This window comes from Rhodanobacter sp. OK091 (assembly GCF_900142825.1).
Taxonomy (GTDB): domain Bacteria; phylum Pseudomonadota; class Gammaproteobacteria; order Xanthomonadales; family Rhodanobacteraceae; genus Rhodanobacter.
Genome location: NZ_FRCH01000001.1, coordinates 785,883 through 805,001 on the forward strand (window position 1 = coordinate 785,883; position 19,119 = coordinate 805,001).

Genomic DNA, 19,119 nt, shown 5'->3' on the forward strand with positions numbered 1-19,119 from the left:
AACGTCATGGCATAAAGAGGTTCGAGTCTGCACTGCGCTCCCGGCCATGTCCGACTGAATACGTATGCAGCCGGACCGGATTGATCGACTTGCGTGGATCAAGCGGTGCCCGACGACGCCGTTTGCGCGAACTGTCCCGCACGCAGATGCTCCAGCATACCGCGCGCCAGCTCGGACTCCGCCAGCACCACCAGGTCGGCGCCCTGCTGCCGCAGATGCGCCTTGCTGGCATCGGAATCGGCACGCGCGATGATCGGCAGCCGCGGGTTGGCCAGCCGCGCCACCCGCACCATCTCGCCACCCTCGAACGCATCGGGCACGGTCACCACCAGCGCGCGCGCGTGGGCGAGATTGGCTGCTGCCAGCACATCGTCCCGCGCGGCGTTGCCCACGATCGTCGCAATGCCCTGCTGGTGCAGCATGGCGACACACTCCTTTTCCTCTTCCAGCACCAGCACCGGATGGCCTTGCGCATGCAACGCCTCGCCGATCAACCGCCCTACCCGGCCATAACCCGCCACCACCACATGGCCGCTCAGCGGACTGGTGGGCGGAATTTCGGTGGGCGTAGCGGTGGCCGCAGCGGCGGCGCCATCACGCTGCCGCGCTTCGCGGGCATCGAGCCACGGTTTCGCGCGATCGAGCAGCTTGAACAGCAGCGGATTGAGCAGGATCGACAAGATCGCGGCGGCCAGCAGCACGTCCTGCGCCTCCTTCGATACGAGGTTCTGCACCACGCCCACGCCGATCAGGATGAACGAGAATTCGCCGATCTGCGCCAGGCTGGTGGCGATCGTCAGCGCGGTGCGCAACGGGCGTCCCGACACCAGCACGATGCCCAGCGCGGCCAGCGACTTGCCGAACACCACGATCAGCAGCGCCGCGAGCACCACCCACGGCTGGGTCAGCATCACGTGGTAGTTGAACAGCATGCCGATCGAGACGAAGAACAGCACGGCGAACGCATCGCGCAGCGGCAGCGTTTCCTCGGTGGCGCGCTGGGCCAGCTTCGACTCGCCCATCATCATGCCGGCGAAGAAGGCGCCCAGTTCGAACGACACGCCGAACAGGTCGGCCGCGCCAAACGCCACGCCCAGCGCGATCGCCAGCACGGCGAGACGGAACAGCTCGCGCGAACCGGTATGCGCGACGACCTTGAGAATCCATGGAATCAGCCGCCCGCCGACCACCAGCATCAGCCCGACGAACAGCGCCACTTTCCCGATGGTGAAAGCGATCGTGCCGGCGACCGCTCCGAACGACAACGCCGCGCCGCCCTGCCCGTCACCGCCCAGCACCAGCCCGACCGCCGGCAGCAGTACCAGCGCAAGCACCATCGCCAGATCCTCGACGATCAGCCAGCCGATCGCGATGCGGCCGCGTTCGGTTTCCATCAGGCGGTGTTCCTCCATCGCCCGCAACAGCACCACCGTGCTGGCCACCGACAGCGCCAGTCCGAACACGAAACCCTGCGCTAGCGGCCAACCCAAGCCCCAGCCCAGCAGCATGCCCAGCACCGTCGCCACCGCCATCTGGCCGAGCGCGCCGGGGATGGCGATGTTCTTGACCGACAGCAAGTCCTTCAACGAGAAATGCAAGCCGACGCCGAACATCAGCAGCACCACGCCCACCTCGGCCAGCTGATGCGCCAGATGCCCGTCGGCGACGTAGCCTGGCGTGAACGGCCCCACCACCACGCCGGCCATCAGGTAACCGGCCAGTGGCGGCAGCCTCAGCTTGTGCGCCAACGCAGCAAACACGAAAGCCAGCACGATGCCGCTGACGAGGGTGGCGATGAGTGGGGCATCGTGCATGCGCGCTCCTTCCGGCACAACCATGAAAACCGCACGACATGGCTCGTACGGCATGCAGAGGTGCGGCTGCCATTGGACGCGGGCCGCACGTGCAAGATCATTCAGTTGTAAGGGTGATCAGCGGCCAACGCAAGCGCCAAGGCCACTCGTGCCGGCGCGCCCGTATTCGCTTTCTCCGATCCGTTGGCGGCAGTTTCGCGTTCGATTTCGTCCAGCGTGGCTTCCAACGCGTGCGCGTCGTCGCGGTGGATGCAACGAGCGGGCGTGCGCATGCGGCGGTCGAAGAAACGGCGAAGACCTTCGTCCATGCCGACCGCAGCTTCGTTCACGAAGTCGATGGCCTGGGCAAAGAGGTGGTCTGGATTTCGGAGCGCAACGGTTGGTGCCATCTCTACCTGTTCGACGGCGGAAGCGGCCGAGCGAAGCGGCAGATCACCCATGGCGACTGGGTCGTGCGCGACGTGCTGCGGGTGGACGACGGGAGCAGAGCTTCGTCGCCAAGGGTCGCGACGGCCGTACCGACATCTGGGGCATGGTGGTGCGGCCGCGCGATTACGATCCGGCGAAGAAGTGTGGTCGAGAACATCTACGCCGGGCCGCACGATTCGTTCGTGCCCAAGACCTTCTGGCCGTTCGGCTGCCACACCGGCGGCGACAAGCAGATCGGCATGCAGGCGCTTGCCGACTTGGACTTCATCGTGGTGATGATCGACGGCACGGGCATCGCCAACCGTTCCAAGGCCTTCCACGACGTGGCCTGGAAGAACCTGGGCGATTCGGGCTTCCGATCGCATCGCCTGGCACCGGGCGTTGGCGGCGGCAGCGACTAAACAAAAAACCGGCCGGGATGGGCGGGGCTTGCGTGGGGCTCAAGGCGTTGGGGTTCGCAAGCTCACCCCAACCTATGCGGGCTGCATTCACTCTCACGCAACCCACCCCACCGCCCGCATGCCGCACCTCGTAGGGCGGGTTTTAACCCGCCTTACGGGTTGCCTCCCCGGAAAAGCCGGGGGAACTCTCAGGTTGGTCCAGGGCGTTTACATTGTTCGACGCGGCGGCGCATTGTATCGAGCTCCATTCGCATCGCTGCAACCAATTCCGCATTCTGGTTGCCCATTGCCTCGACGTCCGTCTCGCCCAGAATGCGTTCGCCGCGTTCGCGCGCCGCGAGCATCTGGCCATTGCCCATCAGCGCATGGACAAAGAACGCCTCATGCAACAAGCGCATATGCGAATTCAACTGCGGTCCCATTTCTTGCTCGTACGGTATCTCCCCAGCCAACCGCATCGCTTGCACCGCAACTGCGGCGAGGTCGGGATCGGCCAGGGTCGGATCGTCATTCACCTCCTTGGAGTCGAACTGAGACAGTGCGATGGCAATTCCTGTCAGTTCCGACCATCTGCGTGACGGTTCCACTTTTGCCTCGCCCACAATGCCCATCATGCGCTCGGCATAGTCCAGGATGGCCCCCTGGTTCGCCTCCTGGTCCCGCATCAGCAATCTCAGCTTATAGAGACCGAACTCCAGTTCCAAATCCGGATTTTCTGCGACGGCCTCGTTGATGATCCCAAGCGCCGCTGCCGATTCCCCCTCCAGGTAGGGGGCTTCAAGTTTTTCATATACGCGCTTCCGCTCCCGTACTCTGCGGCGGGCCAAGGCATCCTCGTGCGCGGCTGCCGCGGCACCGATATCCCATTTTCCGTTAACGATCTTGGCGAGCGGCTCGTCGAGTTGTCCAGGATGTCCCATCCAGGCAATCTTCCCGGCTTTGTCCACGATAAACGCCTCTGGGAGACCCAGAGAATAACTGGCATCGAACCAGCGTCGCGCCATCTCTCCCCCTTCTCGGCTGGCGCTTTGCTCCCGTGTCTTTTCGATGGCGATTCGATAGCCGATGTTATCGGACTGTCCGGCGACCAAGGTGCGCACCTTCTCCAGATCCGGATCTTTCACTGAAACGCCAATAACCTTCACTTGGGGATACTGCTCCTGCAATTTGGTCAGCAATGGAATGCATCCAATACAAGCGCCACACCAGCTGGCCCACAATTCCACTACGTATACATCCCCCGGCACCAGCTCGAAGACTGGTTCGCCCTTCAAGAACTCTTGCACCGCAAGCGGGGGCGCCGCGTCTCCCACCAGCAATTCCTGGATTCGGGCTTCAGCGGCTTTCATAACCTGGATTCCAATGAATATTCCACGACCTGAAAAACATCCATTCGTGTCGTCTCATGAAAGGGGTTCAGTGTGCGCAATGCCCAGTGGGGCTTCTAGCAGTAAGCACGGATTCGGGTCTTCTCAGTTTATAGATCGGCACATGCCGAGTGGACACCTGCACCAATACCCGTAATAAATGCATGGCGATTGGGTCAAAAAATCATCACAAACGATCAACGGGCAAATCTGGATCTCAGCACTATAGGTGCTAACCGACGGTGATCTAACCATATCAACAAGAGCTGCACGATCAACTAGAGCTTCTTGATCATTTTTTGTTTGAATTGGCGACGCAACGGGAGCAGGAATTTGCGAATTGTCCGCAAGAAAACTCACGCCGTTTACAACCGATTTCCCGCCATCTTTCGCAATCGAAAACAACCATGCATTAGTATCGATGTTGATCTCGCCATTCAAGGTTTTTCCATGGTCAAGATCAAAAGCTATTTTCAGAGATTCGCGCCCCCGCGGCCCAATGGGTCCGGTCATCTGTAGATAGCTAACGCGACCATCATCGATTAGTACTGATATGCCAGACTCAAGAATCACTTGTTGCCCCATGACTGCCATGAACTCGTAAACTTGGGCATTTCCGCTGAAATCAAGCGGGCGCGATATCATCATCGGCACTCTTCCCAAGCTATCGACATTGCCGTATTCAAAACTTACAATTGTTGAAATGGGGTCGCCGAGCTTCGGCATGCGCCCCGAGGTGCAGTTGCCATAGGTACTACGTAGGCCATCAACTACACCAAAATCGATTCTGTATTTGAGCTTCGTTGGCAGCATCTCCATAACGGCGAAGCTGTCATGCACATCCAATTGAAGCATCTTGTTAGCCGGGTTGATGTTCACCGATACCGTGTTGGTCGCCTCCGGTCGCGTCTCTCCTAATTTGATATTGTTACCTGATGCTTCTGTATTAAACGCGAAGAACAATACCAGCAAGGACAATATCGGCTGCAGCCTACTTGGGAAAATCATGACTCCTCCTCTGCACCGTTAATCGTGCACGATGTGTAATTTCCTAAAAACCGCTTGACCGCCTGAGACAGTGTCCTGTCCCACGATTTCCATCGTCACATATCCTTATTTGAACTACGTCACTCAACTTCTATGTCTGCGTTCGTATAAGATTAGGACGGTCCAGCAGGAGAATCCGGACATCGGGGCGCTAGGATCTGTCCTTAGTCTCAGTAAATCTTTGATTCTTAAGTCGGCGTAGGATGGGCCTTGGCCTGAGGTCACTGAGTTGCCGCCTCGCACCACAGATCGGATCAATGGTTTGTATTTGCCCCGATGCCAAGGCTACCGCCGCTCGCGAGCCATGGCTCAGCTGTTCTCGACACCCAGTCGCCAGGCACGGCCAATGTGCAGGATCGGGACACGACATACATCGAGCGCCGTGATCGTGAGCATTTTCCGGTCTGCAAACAGGATGCGGATATCCTGAAGACAGCCTCGCTCAGTGCTGATCGAAAGTATGGACTGCCCGATGTAGCCGCCGGCGAGCGGCCCATCGAGCGCGGTACGGACCCAGCGGTTCGTGCCCGGCTGGGCCTGTTCGATCGAGACGACGGTATCCTGCCCGTCGTTGATGAAGTTCACGTATCGCGCTCGTGTCATCGCGCACCCGGAAGCCAATGTCAACATCGCTCCCAGTAGAAAAATTATCTTGCCCATCTGAATGCTCCCGTATGGCACAGCCGTACCCGTCACCGCACGACGCGTGCGGTCTTCAAGTTCGGTAGATGAATTGGGCCGCTCAGCGCGCGGCCGGCGACAGCCTAGCCGGGCCTGGAAAGCCGGTAATAGGCCAGTTGTCCCAGCGCGGTAGCGCCGATAATGAGCCCTGCTGAGGTCATGGAAAGGTCGCTCCAACCCAGCAGATTGGCGACGACAAGTCCGAGCCCCAGCGCCAACAACACCAGGCCCCAATGCAATGCCGCGGCCCGCCTGCGCTTGGCCTCAGCATCGACGAGCATGCGTACTAGCTCTTCCGAGCCGCCACGATTGAACATCTGCCAGCGCAGCCTTGCATCGATCAATGCCTTGAAAATATAAGTCACACAGACGAATAGCAGGACCGGCACCACAATATGTTTGTCCACTGAGACTCTCCAGACTCTGCAAACTGATGGTTGCCAAGTTAGATCGGGCGGCGGCCGAAACGGTTGCAAAAAAGATTTGCAACCGTTGTTTACCTTCCCCGGTCTACTGTTCATGATGATTCATCCGCAGCGACCACGGCTAACGCAGATCGCAGCATGCATGACGACCAGATAGCCGTAGCCGATGCGCTCGCCGGAAAACCCGGCGCCTTCGACGCCCTCATCAGGAACCATCAGCGACTTTGCTGGGATATCGTGTTCCGCCTTGTGCGGCATCCGGAGGACGCCCGGGATCTCTGCCAGGAAACATTCATCCGGGTACACCGCAGCCTGCCCGGCTATCGTTTCGAATCGACCCTGCGAACCTGGATCGGGCGGATCGCCTATAACGTGGCGATGAACCATCTGCAGCGCCGACGCGTGCCGACCATCTCTCTCACACACGACAACTCAGCCACCTTGCCGACGGAGGACGTGGCCGACGACATAGATGTCGAAGCGTTCGCCTCCGACCGCGAGAGAGCGCTGCGCCTGCATGCCGCGATAGATGCATTGCCGCCATTGCAACGCACGCTGTTGCTGCTTTATTACATGGACGAATGCTCGATATCCGACATCGCGGAAATCACCGGCCTGCCCCAAGGCACCGTCAAGAGTCATCTCTATCGAACCAGGCTGAATCTGCGCGCCACCCTGGAGCGCTCGCTCGGAGAAATTCCATGAACCCGCAACACCCCGAAGATGACATCGACCGCGCCGAGTGGCAGGCGCAGGAACTGGGCCTCGCGCATTCACGACAAGCTGTCGATGGCAGAACGGACGATCCGCTGGTGGAACGCTATCGCTACATCGCCGATAGGCTGGCACGCCCCGCCCCGATGGGCTTGCCGCAGTCGTTCGTCAGCGACACATCGCATCTGATCGCGACCGGCCAGCCAGCGTTGGAGACTGCCACGCTCCGCTATGAACAACGGATGCGACTGGGTTTCCTCGCCATGCTCGGCGCCACCGCAGCAGGCTGCTGCATCGTTTTCGGCACGCGCTGGATTGAGGCGGCGCTGCCGCTCCTCGCACTGGCCGGCCAGGTGCCTGGCTGGCTCGTCCTGGTGGTCGCATGCGTCGGAGTCTCGGCGTTGCTTCCGCACAAGACCTAAGTCCCGCTGGGTAGAACGACCGGCGGCTTCGCCTCGGCCGACAATATCGGGCTTGATGCAGCCTCGACCGCATGTCGGTCACTCATGCCTGCGCGTTGATCACCGCCAGGAAATCCCGACCGTAACGCTTGAGCTTGGCTTCGCCGACGCCGCTGATGGTCGCCAGTTCGTCCTCGTTGGCCGGCAGCGCGCGCAGCATCGCCAGCAAGGTGGCATCGTGGAATACCACGTACGGCGGCACCCCATGCTGCCTGGCCAGTTGCGTGCGCAGAGCGCGCAATTCGTCCCACATCGACTGCTCGTAGGCTTCGATGCCCAGACTGCCTCCGGTGACGGTCTTGCTGTCGCGGCGACGGCGGCTGCCGCGCTCGGGCCGCGCATCCTCGCGCAGCTTCACCGGCTGGTTGCCGCTGAGCACGGCGCGGCTGGCAGCGGTGAGGCGCAGCGTGCCGAAGCCTTCGGCGTCGGCTTCCAGCAGGCCGGCGGCAAGCAGTTGGCGGAACACCGAACGCCACTGCTTCTCGTCCATCTCGGCACCGATGCCGAACGTGCTCAGTTGATGATGATGCAGGCCGAGCACGCGTTCGGTTTCCTCGCCGCGCAAGATGTCGATGACATGACCGGAGCCGAAGCGCTGCCCGCTGCGATAGACGGCGGACAACGCTTTCTGCGCCGGCACGGTGGCGTCCCAGGTCTTCGGCGGCGCGATGCAGTTGTCGCAATGGCCGCAGGGGCCAGGATAGGTTTCGCCGAACGTGCCCAGCAGCAGTTCGCGGCGGCAACCGGTGGCTTCGGCATAGGCCAGCAGCGACTCCAGCTTCTGCCGTTCGACCCGCTTGCGCTCGTCGGCCGATTCGGACTGCGCGATCATCTGGCTCATGGTGACCACGTCGGACAAGCCGTAAATCATCCATGCCTCGGCCGGCAGGCTGTCGCGGCCGGCGCGGCCGGTCTCCTGGTAATAGCCTTCGATGCTGCGCGGCAGGTCCAGGTGCGCCACGAAACGCACGTCGGGCTTGTCGATGCCCATGCCGAACGCGACCGTGGCGACCATCACTACGCCGTCCTCGCGCAGGAAACGTTTCTGGTTCTTCGCGCGGGTCGGCGCGTCGAGGCCGGCGTGATACGGCAACGCCTCGACGCCTGCTTCCGCCAGCCATTCGGCGGTGTCGTCCACCTTCTTGCGGCTCAGGCAGTACACGATGCCGGACTCGCCCTGGTGTCCCTGCAGGAACTCGGTCAGCTGGCGCTTGGCGTTGTGGCGCAGGCCGACCCGGTAGCCGATGTTCGGCCGGTCGAAACTGGAAACGAATTGGCGAGCGTTCTGCAGCGACAGGCGCTCGACGATTTCCTCGCGCGTGCGCGGATCGGCAGTGGCGGTAAGCGCGATTCGCGGCACTTGCGGGAAACGCTGGTGCAGGATCGCCAGCTCGCGGTATTCCGGGCGGAAATCGTGGCCCCACTGCGACACGCAATGCGCCTCGTCGATCGCGAACAGCGCCACCTCGGTGCGTTCCAGCTGGCCGAGGAAGCGTTGGGTCAGCAACCGCTCCGGCGCCACGTAAAGCAGGTTCAGTTCGCCGGCCAGCAGCTGCCGCTCCACTTCGCGCTGCTCTTCGGCGCCGAGGCTGGAGTTGAGATAGGCGGCGGCCACGCCGGCCTCGCGCAGCGCGTCGACCTGATCCTGCATCAGCGCGATCAGCGGCGACACCACGATGCCGGTGCCTTGCCGCAGCAGCGCGGGAATCTGGTAGCACAGCGACTTGCCGCCGCCGGTCGGCATCAGCACCAGCGCGTCACCACCTTCGCTCAGGTGCTCGACGACGGCCTGTTGCTGGCCGCGGAAACTGGGATAACCGAAAACGCTTTGCAGCAGGTCGAGAGGTGTGGAATGCATGACGCACATGCTAGCAAAACGGCGGACCGCACTTATTGGCGGCCCGCCGTTTCCATCCTGCACCTACAAACAATGGCGGTATCAGCCGGACAGCAAACCTGCCCGGCGTCGTCCGCGATCAGAACTTGAAGTCGAGCCGCGCATAGTAATAGCCACCGTTGATCCCGAACGGCAACGTCTCCCAACCATAGGTGAAACCGAGTTGAGGGAACGGTGCTCCGGTTTTCGGATCCCAGTGATCAGGATAGGTGTCGAACACATTGTCCGCACCCACCACTATCCGCGCACTCTTCGAGAAGCGGTAACCCACCGCCACATCGGTAAGCCACTTGCCGCTCCAGGTCTGCTTGACGCCAGGGGTGAACCCCTGCCCGGTGACAGGGCCAAACCAGTTGTCGCGCAACGTGAATTCCCAAGGCCCGGTGTGATACACGCCTTGAAGCACGTGATGCACACGTGGCTGACCTTGCTCGATCAAGGTGACTTGGGTGTCGTCGAACAAGGCCGTCGGAGACAAGATGGTCGACTGCGACTTGCGGTTGGTGACCCGCGTCTTGTTGTAGTTGAGCAAGGCAGTAAGGTCGAGGTTGTCTGCACCGTCGAATGTGTACCCCTTTTCCAGCACCACGCTGGCACCCTTGGTGCTGGTATCGATCGCATTGGTAAAGAACAGCACCTGCCCTACGCCGATCGGATCCAGGATCGCGCGAATCGGGCAGTTGCCATTGCCGCTTGCGCATGGCTGGCCGTCTGTTCCAGTGCTCTCGGGCACGATATTGCTGGAGAAAACAATACGGTTCTTGATGTCGATCTTGAACACATCGAGGGTCGCCGTGAAGTCGTTGCCCGGCTTGTAAACCAGGCCCAACGTACCGCTGCGGGAGGTCTCCTGCTTCAAGGGCTGGATGCCGAAGGCTCGCGTGACAGGGCTATCCTGACGGGCGGTCAACGTGTCCACCAATACGCCTTGCGGGTTGAGATTGGTCGAACGCTGGCTGTAGAACATCTGCTGCACGCCAGGGGCCCGAAAGCCGGTGGCGAGTGTGCCGCGCACCGCAAAGCTGTCCGTGGCATCGAAACGTGCCGAAAGCTTGCCGGTAGTGGTGGCCCCGAAATCCGAATATTTCTCGAAACGCGCCGCCGCACCGAGCAGCAGGCGTTTGGTAACCTGCGATTCGGCATCGAGGTAGAACGCCCAGCTATGCCGGCCGTCGTTTACCGCTTCCGTCGGCGAGAACCCCGGAAAGCCCTGCATGCCCGGCTGCGCAATCGCCCCGGTCTGGCCATAGATAGGAATGGCGCGATTGTTGGTGCGGCCGTAGGCATAGGACACCGGATCACCCGGCGTAATCGCGTAGTCGTCTTTGCGCCATTCCAGGCCGCTTGCCAGGCTCAACTTGTCGTTGCCGATACCCCAGTCGATCGGGCCGCGAAGGTCGAGGTTGAACGTGGTTTCGGTGAGCTGCAGCGTGCCGGTGTTGGCGGTGGTCGGCGAACTGGCATAGATGCCGGCAGCAGGATTGGCCGGATTCAGCGGCTCATACCACCAGCTGACGTTGACCGAATGGGCCTCGTCGAAACCAAAGTGACTGCGGCCTCGGTTAAGCGACACGTCCATGTCCCATTCCGCCACAAGCGGCATGCGGTAACCCACCGCCAGCGAGGCGTCCTTCACCGTGGTCACGATGTTCGGAAGAAAACCATTTGGATAAAGCGCTGGCACCGTGCGATTGTCCCCAGCCGAGCGGAAAAAGCCGTATGAACTGCCATCGCGCTTGGACACGCCACCAAACCAGTACAACTCACCCTTGCCCATCGGCAGACCACCGTTGAGCCAGAAGTAGGCATCGGTGGCTTCCGCGTCGCCCAATCGCTGGGTGACGCGCGGTGGATTCACTCGCAGCGAATCCACGCCCGCACGGTTGGTTTCACCACGCTTGCGGTACTCCAGACTGAGGTCGAGGTAGCCATCCTTGCCCAGTCGCAGACCTGTGTTGACGCTGCCATGGCGCACCAGACCGTCACCTTTGTAGGTCTGCCCACCCTCCAGCGACACGCTGGTTTCTCCCACTTGCTTCTTCAGCACGATATTGATCACGCCCGAAATGGCATCGGAGCCGTACTGAGCAGCTGCACCGTCACGCAGTACCTCGATCCGCTCGATCGCCGAGATCGGGATCGCATTGATGTCAGTGCCGGCGGAGCCGCGGCCGATGGTTTGCTGCACGTTCACCAACGCCTGCTGATGCCGGCGCTTGCCATTGACCAGTACCAACACCTGATCCGGCCCAAGCCCGCGCAGCGTCGCCGGACGAATGATGTCCGTGCCGTCGCTGACAAAGGTTCGCGAAAAATTGAAGCTGGGCTCCAACATCTGCAGCGCCTGCCCAACTTCCATCACGCCGGCATTCTCCAGCTGTTCGCGACTGATCACGTCAACCGGCGCGGGAGTCTCCGCAGCAGTCCGATCTTTCGCGCGGGAGCCGATCACCTGAACACTCTCCAGCGACGTGACCTTCTCTTTCGCTGGCGTCGTGTCTTGCGCCCCGACCGGCAAGCTCAGGGCAAATGCCACCGATGCCGCACACACATTGACCATAGCGAATCCGGCACGACCGCCCGGACGCTTGCGTTGACGCTGTGACATGAATTTTCTCCCCAACACTGATTGGTGTAGCCGTCACGCGACGGCCGCAACCGGCACCCCAGGACCTCCCCATCCCCGTGTCACAGACGTCATCGCAAACACGAGCGCGCTAATGTGCTCGATTGGACGTCTGGACGTCTTTTTCATATCGACAGATCCAGCCCCCCAGCCGGATCCGTCATTGCAGTGCTCTGAAAAAACTGTGCGCCACCATTCATCGCTTTGTCAACACGCACGGGTGATGACTGGCATACGCTCACCCACCCGGCATGCCCCACAATGCGTGATCGAGATCACCATCGAGGCCGAACCGCGACAGCGGCACCCGGCCGTTCTTCACCTCGACGCCTTCTGCGCGCAGCAACCGGGACTGTTCACGAAATCCGCGACTGCCCGGCGGCATCGCGATATGGCCGCTGGAACGCAGTACGCGGTACCACGGCAACAGCAGGCCGTCCGGAACTTCGCCGAGCAGCCGGCCGACCAGGCGCGCGCGCCCTGGCAGCCCCGCACGGGCGGCGATGGCGCCATAGCTGGCGACGCGGCCAGGCGGAATCGCGGCGATGGCGGCGTAGATGCGGGTGGCGACATCATCATTCATGCGGATTCATTCCGGACGGATTCAATCAAAACTGATTCAATCGAAACTGACTCAATCGAACTGATTCGATCATTGGACGCGACGCGGGCAGGCAGACGTGGCAGAGTAACAGCGCCCTTCGCCAGCGGTAGTCACTTATGCGCCACTTCGAAGCCGTGCGTTCCCACATCGGCAGCCAGCACGAGCTGCGCCACAACGATCCGTATCTGATCAGTTTCGATCTTGAACTGGCGCACGATCGCCATCAAGGCATCTACCTGGCCGAACTCGAGGACGAATCGGGCCGCCGTTATCTGCGCATCTCCACTCCGATCGGTCCACTGGCCGGCACCGATCCCAGCCGCTGCCTGCGCTTCAACTGGCAGCAGCGCACCGGTTTCCTGGCAGTCGCCGACCTGGACGGTTCACCGTACCTGCACCTGTGCGAGAACCGTCCCTACGAATTTCTCGACGCCGCCGAGCTGCAGCGCGTGGTGCGCGAACTGGGCACGCTCGGAGACCAACTGGAGCAGATCATCGCCACCGGTGGCGACTCGCTCTGAAAGGGATGATGACGAGCGGGATTACAACCCTGTCGCCATGAGCCGCACCAGTCCATAAGCCAGCAACGCCGTGACCGGCAAGGTCAGGATCCACGCCCACACCATGCGCTCCACCACCGTCCAGCGGATCGCATTGAAGCGCTTCGCCGCGCCTACGCCCATGATCGAGGCGGACACGTTGTGGGTTGTCGATACCGGAATGCCGAACGCCGAGGCGGTCAGGATCACGATCGCGGAACTGGTTTCGGCGGCGAAGCCGTTGATCGGGTGCAGCTTGACCATCTTGTGGCCCAGCGTCTTGATGATGCGCCAGCCACCGCCGGCCGTGCCGGCAGCCATGGTCAACGCGCACACCACTTTCACCCAGACCGGAATGACAAACCCGCCGGCGGTGTTCTCGGCGATTTTCAGGAACCCCAGCCACTGCGGCAACTGATCGAACTGATGCGCGGCGGTGCCGCCGGCCAGCGCCAGCGCGATGATGCCCATGCTCTTCTGCGCATCGTTCATGCCGTGCGCCACGCCCATCGCCGTGGCCGAGACAATCTGCGCCTTGCCGAAAAAGAAATTGACGAACGGCGTACGCCCGAACCGGCGCGACCAACCGTGCCGGCTGGCGAACCATGCCAGCAGGGCGTACAGCGATCCCATCAACGCGAAGCTGATGATGAAACCGCCCAGCGGCGACAACACCATCGGAAGGATCACCTTGGGGATCACGCCATGCCCGGTGATCCAGTTGCCCTGCACCCAGATCACCGAAGCAAAATTGTTGCTGGACGCGGCCAGTGCGGCCCCGACCAGCGAACCGACCAGCGCGTGGCTGGAGCTGGAGGGCAGACCCAGCCACCAGGTGATCAGGTTCCAAACGATCGCCGCCAGCAGCGCGCAGATCACCAGCTGCGGGCCCACTTCGATCACCCCGGCGTTGATCAGTCCCGAAGCGATGGTGGCCGCCACGGCAGTACCCAGCAGCGCACCGAACAGGTTCGTCACCGCCGCCAGCAGCACCGCCTGGCCGGGCGTGAGCACCTTGGTCGCCACCACCGTGGCGATCGAATTGGCGGTGTCGTGGAAGCCGTTGATATAGGTGAAGGTAAGCGCGATCAGCACTTCCGCCATGACCAGGCCGAGACTCATGCGAAGTCTCCGGCGGCGGCGGATTCAACCCGCGGCGGTATCCGCGTCACGACCGGGCAACACGTGAGGAAGGAGATCACGGCAAGCCCTCAGGAGTTCTTCAGAACGATCGCGTAGACGATGTTGCCGACGTCGCGGCATTTGTCGATGGCTTTCTCGATCAGCTCGAACAAGTCCTTGGCCAGCACCGCGCGCAGGACATCGCCGCCTTCCACGTACAAGGTGCGATAGGCCGACAACAGCATCCGATCACCTTCCGACTCCAGCGCCTGCAGGCGATCCTGCAGCTTCTTCAGCGGGTCGATGCGCAGGCCGCGGCGCAGCTCGCCGATCATCTCGACGACCACTTCACTGGAACGCACCAGCACCAGCGCACGCTGGGCGAAATCCACCCCGCCCAGACGGTCGGCAACGATCTCGTAGCGCTCGGCGAATTTCTCGATGGTCTTGGGAATCTTGTACAGCGCCGAATTCAGCGCCTCGATGTCATCGCGATCGAGCGCGGTGACGAACGTATTCACCAGGCCTTCGCTGATCTGCGCCGCCAGCTCCTTTTCGCGCATGCGGGTGGCGGTAAACGCCGCCATCATCGAGCCTTCGCCGGGCTTGGTCAGCAGCTCGTGCAAGGCCATGGCGCTTTCGTTGGCGGTGGCTGCGCTCTGTTCGAGCAGCCCGTAGAACTTGTCGCCTTTGCCGAAAATCGTCTGCAGTGAAAACATGCTGGCCATGCCTGAGGGGAACAAAGTGACGGGAATGTTACAGGACTGCCGTGCTGCTCTGCATCAAGGCCCCTCCGAATCGCCGGGCGTGAAGTAGGAGCCCCGCTGCCCCTACACTAGTGCCCATGCGACCTCCTCCAGCTACACCGCAATGCTGACCGAAATCGCGCTCGTCCTCGTGCTGGCCCTGTGCAACGGCTTCTTTGCCCTGTCCGAGATGGCGCTGGTCGCCTCGCGCAAGAGCCGCCTCAAGCAGATGGCGAAGACCAGCCGCCGCGCCGCACTGGCGCTGCGCCATGCCGAGGCGCCGGAGCATTTCCTGTCCACCGTGCAGGTCGGCATCACCTTGCTGATGCTGATCACCGGTGCGGTCGCCGGCGATGCGCTGGGTACCCATATCGCCGATGCCCTGCAGAGCAATCACCTGACATGGTTGATGCCGTACGCGCACATCCTCGGCATCGTGCTGGGTTTCGTGCTGATCTCGTTCATCCAGATCGTGATCGGCGAACTGGTGCCCAAGCGGCTGGCGCTGTCGGCGCCGGAGCGCTTCTCGTCGTACGCGGCGATCCCGATGTTGGTGCTGTCGCGGCTGACCGCGCCTTTCGTGTGGCTGCTGAATGTATCGAGCAACCTGCTGCTACAGCTGCTGCGGGTCAACCCGCACGGCCGCGGCGTGGTCACCGAGGACGAGATCCGCCTGCTGGTGGCCGAGAGCGCCGAACAAGGCGTGCTCGACCCCGACGAGCACAACATGGTCAATCGCGTGCTACGCCTGGGCGATCGCACGGTGGACAGCGTGATGACCCCACGCATGCGCATCGCCTGGCTGGATACCGCAGCCACGCGCGAGGAGAACATCGAGGTGCTGCGGCAGACCCCGTATTCGCGCTATCCGGTTTACCGCGGCGACGAAAGCGATGTGGTCGGCGTGGTCGAGGTCAAGCGCCTGCTGCACGGTTTTGCCGACGGCAAGCTGGAGTTGTTCGAACACCTGTCCAAGCCGCTGTTCGTGCCGGCCACCGCGCGCGCGCTGGATCTGCTGGAAGAATTCCGCGATGCCGAAACGCCGTTGGCCTTGGTGGTCGACGAATACGGCGACATCGAAGGCGTGGTCACCGTCAACGACTTGCTGGCGGCGGTGGTCGGCGTCAGCCAGATCGGCCATAACGGCGGGGACGACAACGCACCGATCGTGCAGCGCGCGGATGGCAGCTGGCTGATCGACGGCAGCCTGTCCACCGACGATCTGCGCGAGCTGCTGCAGGTCGGCGAACTGCCCGGCGAGGACGAGCACGAATACCGCACCGCCGCCGGCATGGTGATGACGGCACTCGGCCACGTGCCGCAGACAGGCGAGGTGTTCGCCTGGCACGGCATCCGCTTCGAAGTGGTCGATCTCGACGGCGCCCGCATCGACAAGCTGCTGGTCATGCCGGCACCCTCGCTGGAACTGTCGGACGACGAACAGTAGGAGCGCACGCTAATTGCGCTTCGCCAGCCCCGCCATCCGCTGCGCATCGGCCAAGATGCCATGCAGCACGCGCAGCTCGCGTTCATCCGGCTGTGCGCGCTGAAACAGCTTGCGCAGGCGCAGCATGATCGTGGTGGGCTCGCGACCCTTGTGGAATTCGATCTCGTCCAGCGTCTGCGCCAGATGCACGTAGAACTGTTCCATCCGTGCCGCATCGGCCGGCGGCTCGTCGCGCACCGGCGGCAGCGCCGGCGTTTCGCCGAGCATCGCCACGCGCAGCTCGTAGGCCATCACCTGCACCGCCTGCGACAGGTTGAGCGAGCTGAAATCGTCCACGCTGGGAATCCGCACCATCGCGTGGCAGCGTGCCAGTTCCTCATTCTCCAGCCCGGTACGCTCGTTGCCGAACACCAGCGCCACCTGCTCGCCCCGGGCCGCCGCGGCCAGCACCTGTTGCGCCGCCTCGCGCGGCGAAATCTCCGGCAGGTTCACCCCGCGCCGGCGTGCCGACAGGCCCAGCGCCAGGCTGCTGCCGGCGAGACTGTCGACCAGATCGGCATGGACGCCGGCCTTGGCCAGCACCTCGTCCGCGCCAGCTGCCAGCGCGCTGGCCTCCGGGTCGGGAAAGCGATGCGGCGTCACCAACTCCAGCCGCGCGAAACCCATCGTGCGGATAGCCCGTGCCGCGCTGCCGATATTGCCCGGATGCGAGGTGCGCACCAGTACGTAGCGGATGCGCGCGGCGAGGTCATGTGGGTCGGTCATGCGGTGCGTAGCTTGGCGGTGAGTAGCTGGCAAGGATAATGGACATGGGACCGCTGCGGCCCGATCCGGCCCCGCCTCTGCTAGAATCGCCGGCCGCAACCCCGCTCTCTTCCAAAGTCGAAATCATGGCCAGACCACACGTCACGATCGCGGCGCGTGCCGCGCGTTCTGCAGGCAACGTGATCCTGCGCTACATGAACCGCATCGACGGCCTCAACATCGTCGAGAAGCAGCAGCTGGATTTCGTCTCCGAAGTCGACAAGCTGGCCGAGGCGGAGATCATCAAGGAACTGCGCCGCGCCTACCCCGACCACGCGATCCTGGCCGAGGAAAGTGGCGCGACCGGCAAAGGCCCGCTGACCTGGGTGATCGACCCGCTCGACGGCACCCACAACTACCTGCGCGGCATCCCGCACTTCGGTGTGTCGATCGCGCTGCTGGAAAAGGGCGTGCCGATCCACGCGGTGGTGTTCGACCCGCTGCGCGACGAGCTGTACACCGCCAGCAAGGGCGATGGCGCCTACCTCAACGACCGCCGTATGCGGGTATCCAAGCGCGAGAACCTGGGCGGCGCGATGATCGCCACCGGCTTTCCGTTCCGTCAACGCGAACATCTGGGCCCCCAGCTCGACATGACCCGCGCCATCCTGGGCCAGGCCGAGGACATCCGCCGCTCCGGCTCCGCCGCGCTCGATCTGGCCTACGTCGCCGCCGGCCGCTACGACGGCTACTTCGAGATCGGCCTGAAGCCGTGGGACATGGCCGCCGGCGTGCTGCTGGTGCACGAGGCCGGTGGCCGCTACTGCGACTTCGCCGGCCGCGACGGCATCCCCGCCAGCGGCAACATCATCGCCGGCAACCTCAACGTGGCGAAGGCGATGGTCGATGCGATCGGCCAGCAGGCGACGTCGGTGCTGCTCAAGGCTTGAGTGCCATGACCCGTTGAAAAAAAAGGCGCCCAAGGGCGCCTTTTTTTGGATTGCCCCGCAACGATCCCGGCATCGAATAGGGAACCTGCGGAGGAACAACTCCATCTACTGGGATGAAGGCTGGACGCGAAAGGTCCACGCAACCGATGCCGCGCCGTCACACCAAGCCAAGCCGATTGCCACGACCTTGCGGGTTTGCCAATGTGTATCCCGAACCGCTCCATCCCGACCATCGTCCCAACCATGGCTAGTCGCGGCGAGACGCCGGTTCCCCTCTCAAATGGCACGGCCCAGGCAGCCATGCCGGGAGTACCCCATGAACCACATCATGCAATGGCTGGGCAGAGCGCTGGCGCACTACCTCAATCATCCGGCACGCGGGCCGTATCCGCACTTGCCGGCCGACCTGGCTACCTTGCGGCGCATCCTGCGCCCGGCTGACGTGATTCTGGTGGAAGGCCGCGCACGCATCAGCAGCGCCATCAAGTACCTGACACAGTCGACCTGGTCGCACGTCGCGCTGTATGTGGGCGACTACGCCGGACAAACCCTGGCTGGCCATACCGATCTGCTGGTCGAGGCGGACACCGAACTCGGCGTGCATCTGCTCGACCTGCAGCAACTCGGCGACTATCACCTGCGGATCTGCCGACCCGTGGGGCTGAGCGACACCGACGCACATCGTGTGGTGGACTACGTCATGGCCCGATTGGGCCAGCACTACGATCTGAAAAACGTCTTCGACCTGGCACGCTACCTGCTGCCGACACCCCCTGTGCCTGCCCCATGGCGGCGGCGGCTGCTGGCATTGGGCAGTGGCGACCCCACCCGCGCCATTTGCTCCACCTTGGTCGCGGAAGCGTTCCAGTCAGTGCCCTTTCCGATCCTGCCCATCATCCGCATCGAATCCGCGGCGACTCCAGAGTGCCGCGACTGCATCCGCGAGATCTTCCACATTCGCGATCACCGCCTGTACACCCCGCGCGACTTCGACGTCTCGCCGTATTTCGAGGTGATCAAGCCGAGCCTGGCCAAGGGCTTCGACTACCACCAGCTGACCTGGGACACTGGCTTGCCCCCGCAACCTTGAGGCACACCATGCCGC

Annotated in this window: 17 protein-coding genes and 1 pseudogene; 7 read left to right on the top strand and 11 right to left on the bottom strand. The window is 62.6% G+C overall.

Translation table 11 applies throughout. The annotated features are described in order from the left end of the window. Positions 1–98: 98 nt before the first annotated feature. Entirely contained in the window at positions 99–1,814 is a 1,716-nt protein-coding gene (gene ybaL / locus BUA26_RS03840; RefSeq protein ID WP_072758025.1) for a cation:proton antiporter domain-containing protein, read from the bottom strand. Between the two features lie 160 nt (positions 1,815–1,974). Between ybaL and BUA26_RS03845 the strand changes: the two are divergent. After that, a pseudogene (locus BUA26_RS03845) lies at positions 1,975–2,633 on the top strand (DPP IV N-terminal domain-containing protein); the annotation flags it as partial. Positions 2,634–2,832: 199 nt separating this feature from the next. Here the strand turns inward: BUA26_RS03845 and BUA26_RS03850 are convergent. The 4 genes from BUA26_RS03850 to BUA26_RS03860 all read right to left on the bottom strand — a co-directional run bounded on the left by BUA26_RS03850 (position 2,833) and on the right by BUA26_RS03860 (position 6,146). Then, entirely contained in the window at positions 2,833–3,993 is a 1,161-nt protein-coding gene (locus BUA26_RS03850; protein ID WP_072758028.1) for a TlpA family protein disulfide reductase, read from the bottom strand. A gap of 123 nt (positions 3,994–4,116) precedes the next feature. Then, positions 4,117–5,019, bottom strand: a complete 903-nt coding sequence (locus tag BUA26_RS20005; protein WP_143154162.1) for a hypothetical protein — start codon at positions 5,017–5,019, stop codon at positions 4,117–4,119. 348 nt (positions 5,020–5,367) lie between these two features. Continuing rightward, positions 5,368–5,643 (bottom strand): hypothetical protein, encoded by a 276-nt coding sequence (locus BUA26_RS03855; RefSeq protein ID WP_143154163.1) that lies wholly within the window; start codon positions 5,641–5,643, stop codon positions 5,368–5,370. 179 nt (positions 5,644–5,822) lie between these two features. Continuing rightward, on the bottom strand, positions 5,823–6,146 hold the full coding sequence (locus tag BUA26_RS03860; RefSeq protein WP_072758032.1) for a DUF6249 domain-containing protein: 324 nt from the start codon (positions 6,144–6,146) through the stop codon (positions 5,823–5,825). 156 nt (positions 6,147–6,302) lie between these two features. On the opposite strand from BUA26_RS03860, the gene BUA26_RS03865 reads away from it, so the two are divergent. Then, positions 6,303–6,869, top strand: a complete 567-nt coding sequence (locus BUA26_RS03865; protein ID WP_072758034.1) for an RNA polymerase sigma factor — start codon at positions 6,303–6,305, stop codon at positions 6,867–6,869. Continuing rightward, entirely contained in the window at positions 6,866–7,300 is a 435-nt protein-coding gene (locus tag BUA26_RS03870) for a hypothetical protein (RefSeq protein WP_072758036.1), read from the top strand. The genes BUA26_RS03865 and BUA26_RS03870 overlap by 4 nt, the downstream gene beginning before the upstream one ends. 82 nt (positions 7,301–7,382) lie before the next feature. Here the strand turns inward: BUA26_RS03870 and recQ are convergent, their stop codons facing one another. The 3 genes from recQ to BUA26_RS03885 form a co-directional block, all read right to left on the bottom strand. Next, a complete protein-coding gene (gene recQ / locus BUA26_RS03875) occupies positions 7,383–9,197 on the bottom strand; it encodes a DNA helicase RecQ (RefSeq protein ID WP_072758038.1) in 1,815 nt (604 codons plus the stop codon). A 118-nt stretch (positions 9,198–9,315) separates the two neighbouring features. Then, the gene (locus BUA26_RS03880) at positions 9,316–11,844 is read right to left on the bottom strand and encodes a TonB-dependent receptor plug domain-containing protein (RefSeq protein ID WP_218587771.1); all 2,529 of its coding nucleotides are present in this window, start codon (positions 11,842–11,844) and stop codon (positions 9,316–9,318) included. 256 nt (positions 11,845–12,100) lie between these two features. After that, complete coding sequence (locus BUA26_RS03885; RefSeq protein WP_072758042.1) at positions 12,101–12,445, bottom strand: MGMT family protein; 345 nt, start codon at positions 12,443–12,445, stop codon at positions 12,101–12,103. Between the two features lie 137 nt (positions 12,446–12,582). On the opposite strand from BUA26_RS03885, the gene BUA26_RS03890 reads away from it, so the two are divergent. Further along, a complete protein-coding gene (locus BUA26_RS03890) occupies positions 12,583–12,987 on the top strand; it encodes a hypothetical protein (protein ID WP_072758044.1) in 405 nt (134 codons plus the stop codon). Positions 12,988–13,008: 21 nt separating this feature from the next. Here the strand turns inward: BUA26_RS03890 and BUA26_RS03895 are convergent, their stop codons facing one another. Further along, positions 13,009–14,127 (bottom strand): inorganic phosphate transporter, encoded by a 1,119-nt coding sequence (locus tag BUA26_RS03895; RefSeq protein ID WP_072758046.1) that lies wholly within the window; start codon positions 14,125–14,127, stop codon positions 13,009–13,011. An 89-nt stretch (positions 14,128–14,216) separates the two neighbouring features. Next, complete coding sequence (locus BUA26_RS03900) at positions 14,217–14,846, bottom strand: DUF47 domain-containing protein (RefSeq protein ID WP_072760005.1); 630 nt, start codon at positions 14,844–14,846, stop codon at positions 14,217–14,219. 151 nt (positions 14,847–14,997) lie between these two features. Between BUA26_RS03900 and BUA26_RS03905 the strand changes: the two genes are divergently transcribed. Continuing rightward, on the top strand, positions 14,998–16,320 hold the full coding sequence (locus tag BUA26_RS03905) for a hemolysin family protein (protein WP_072758048.1): 1,323 nt from the start codon (positions 14,998–15,000) through the stop codon (positions 16,318–16,320). 9 nt (positions 16,321–16,329) lie between these two features. Here BUA26_RS03905 and BUA26_RS03910 read toward each other — a convergent pair whose 3' ends face one another. Next, a complete protein-coding gene (locus BUA26_RS03910) occupies positions 16,330–17,085 on the bottom strand; it encodes an RNA methyltransferase (RefSeq protein WP_072758050.1) in 756 nt (251 codons plus the stop codon). A gap of 125 nt (positions 17,086–17,210) precedes the next feature. Here BUA26_RS03910 and BUA26_RS03915 point away from each other — a divergent pair, with 125 nt between their 5' ends. Together BUA26_RS03915 and BUA26_RS03920 are read left to right on the top strand one after the other, a co-directional pair. Then, entirely contained in the window at positions 17,211–18,014 is an 804-nt protein-coding gene (locus BUA26_RS03915; RefSeq protein WP_072758053.1) for an inositol monophosphatase family protein, read from the top strand. 316 nt (positions 18,015–18,330) lie between these two features. Further along, the gene (locus BUA26_RS03920; protein WP_072758056.1) at positions 18,331–19,104 is read left to right on the top strand and encodes a C40 family peptidase; all 774 of its coding nucleotides are present in this window, start codon (positions 18,331–18,333) and stop codon (positions 19,102–19,104) included. Positions 19,105–19,119: the final 15 nt, after the last annotated feature.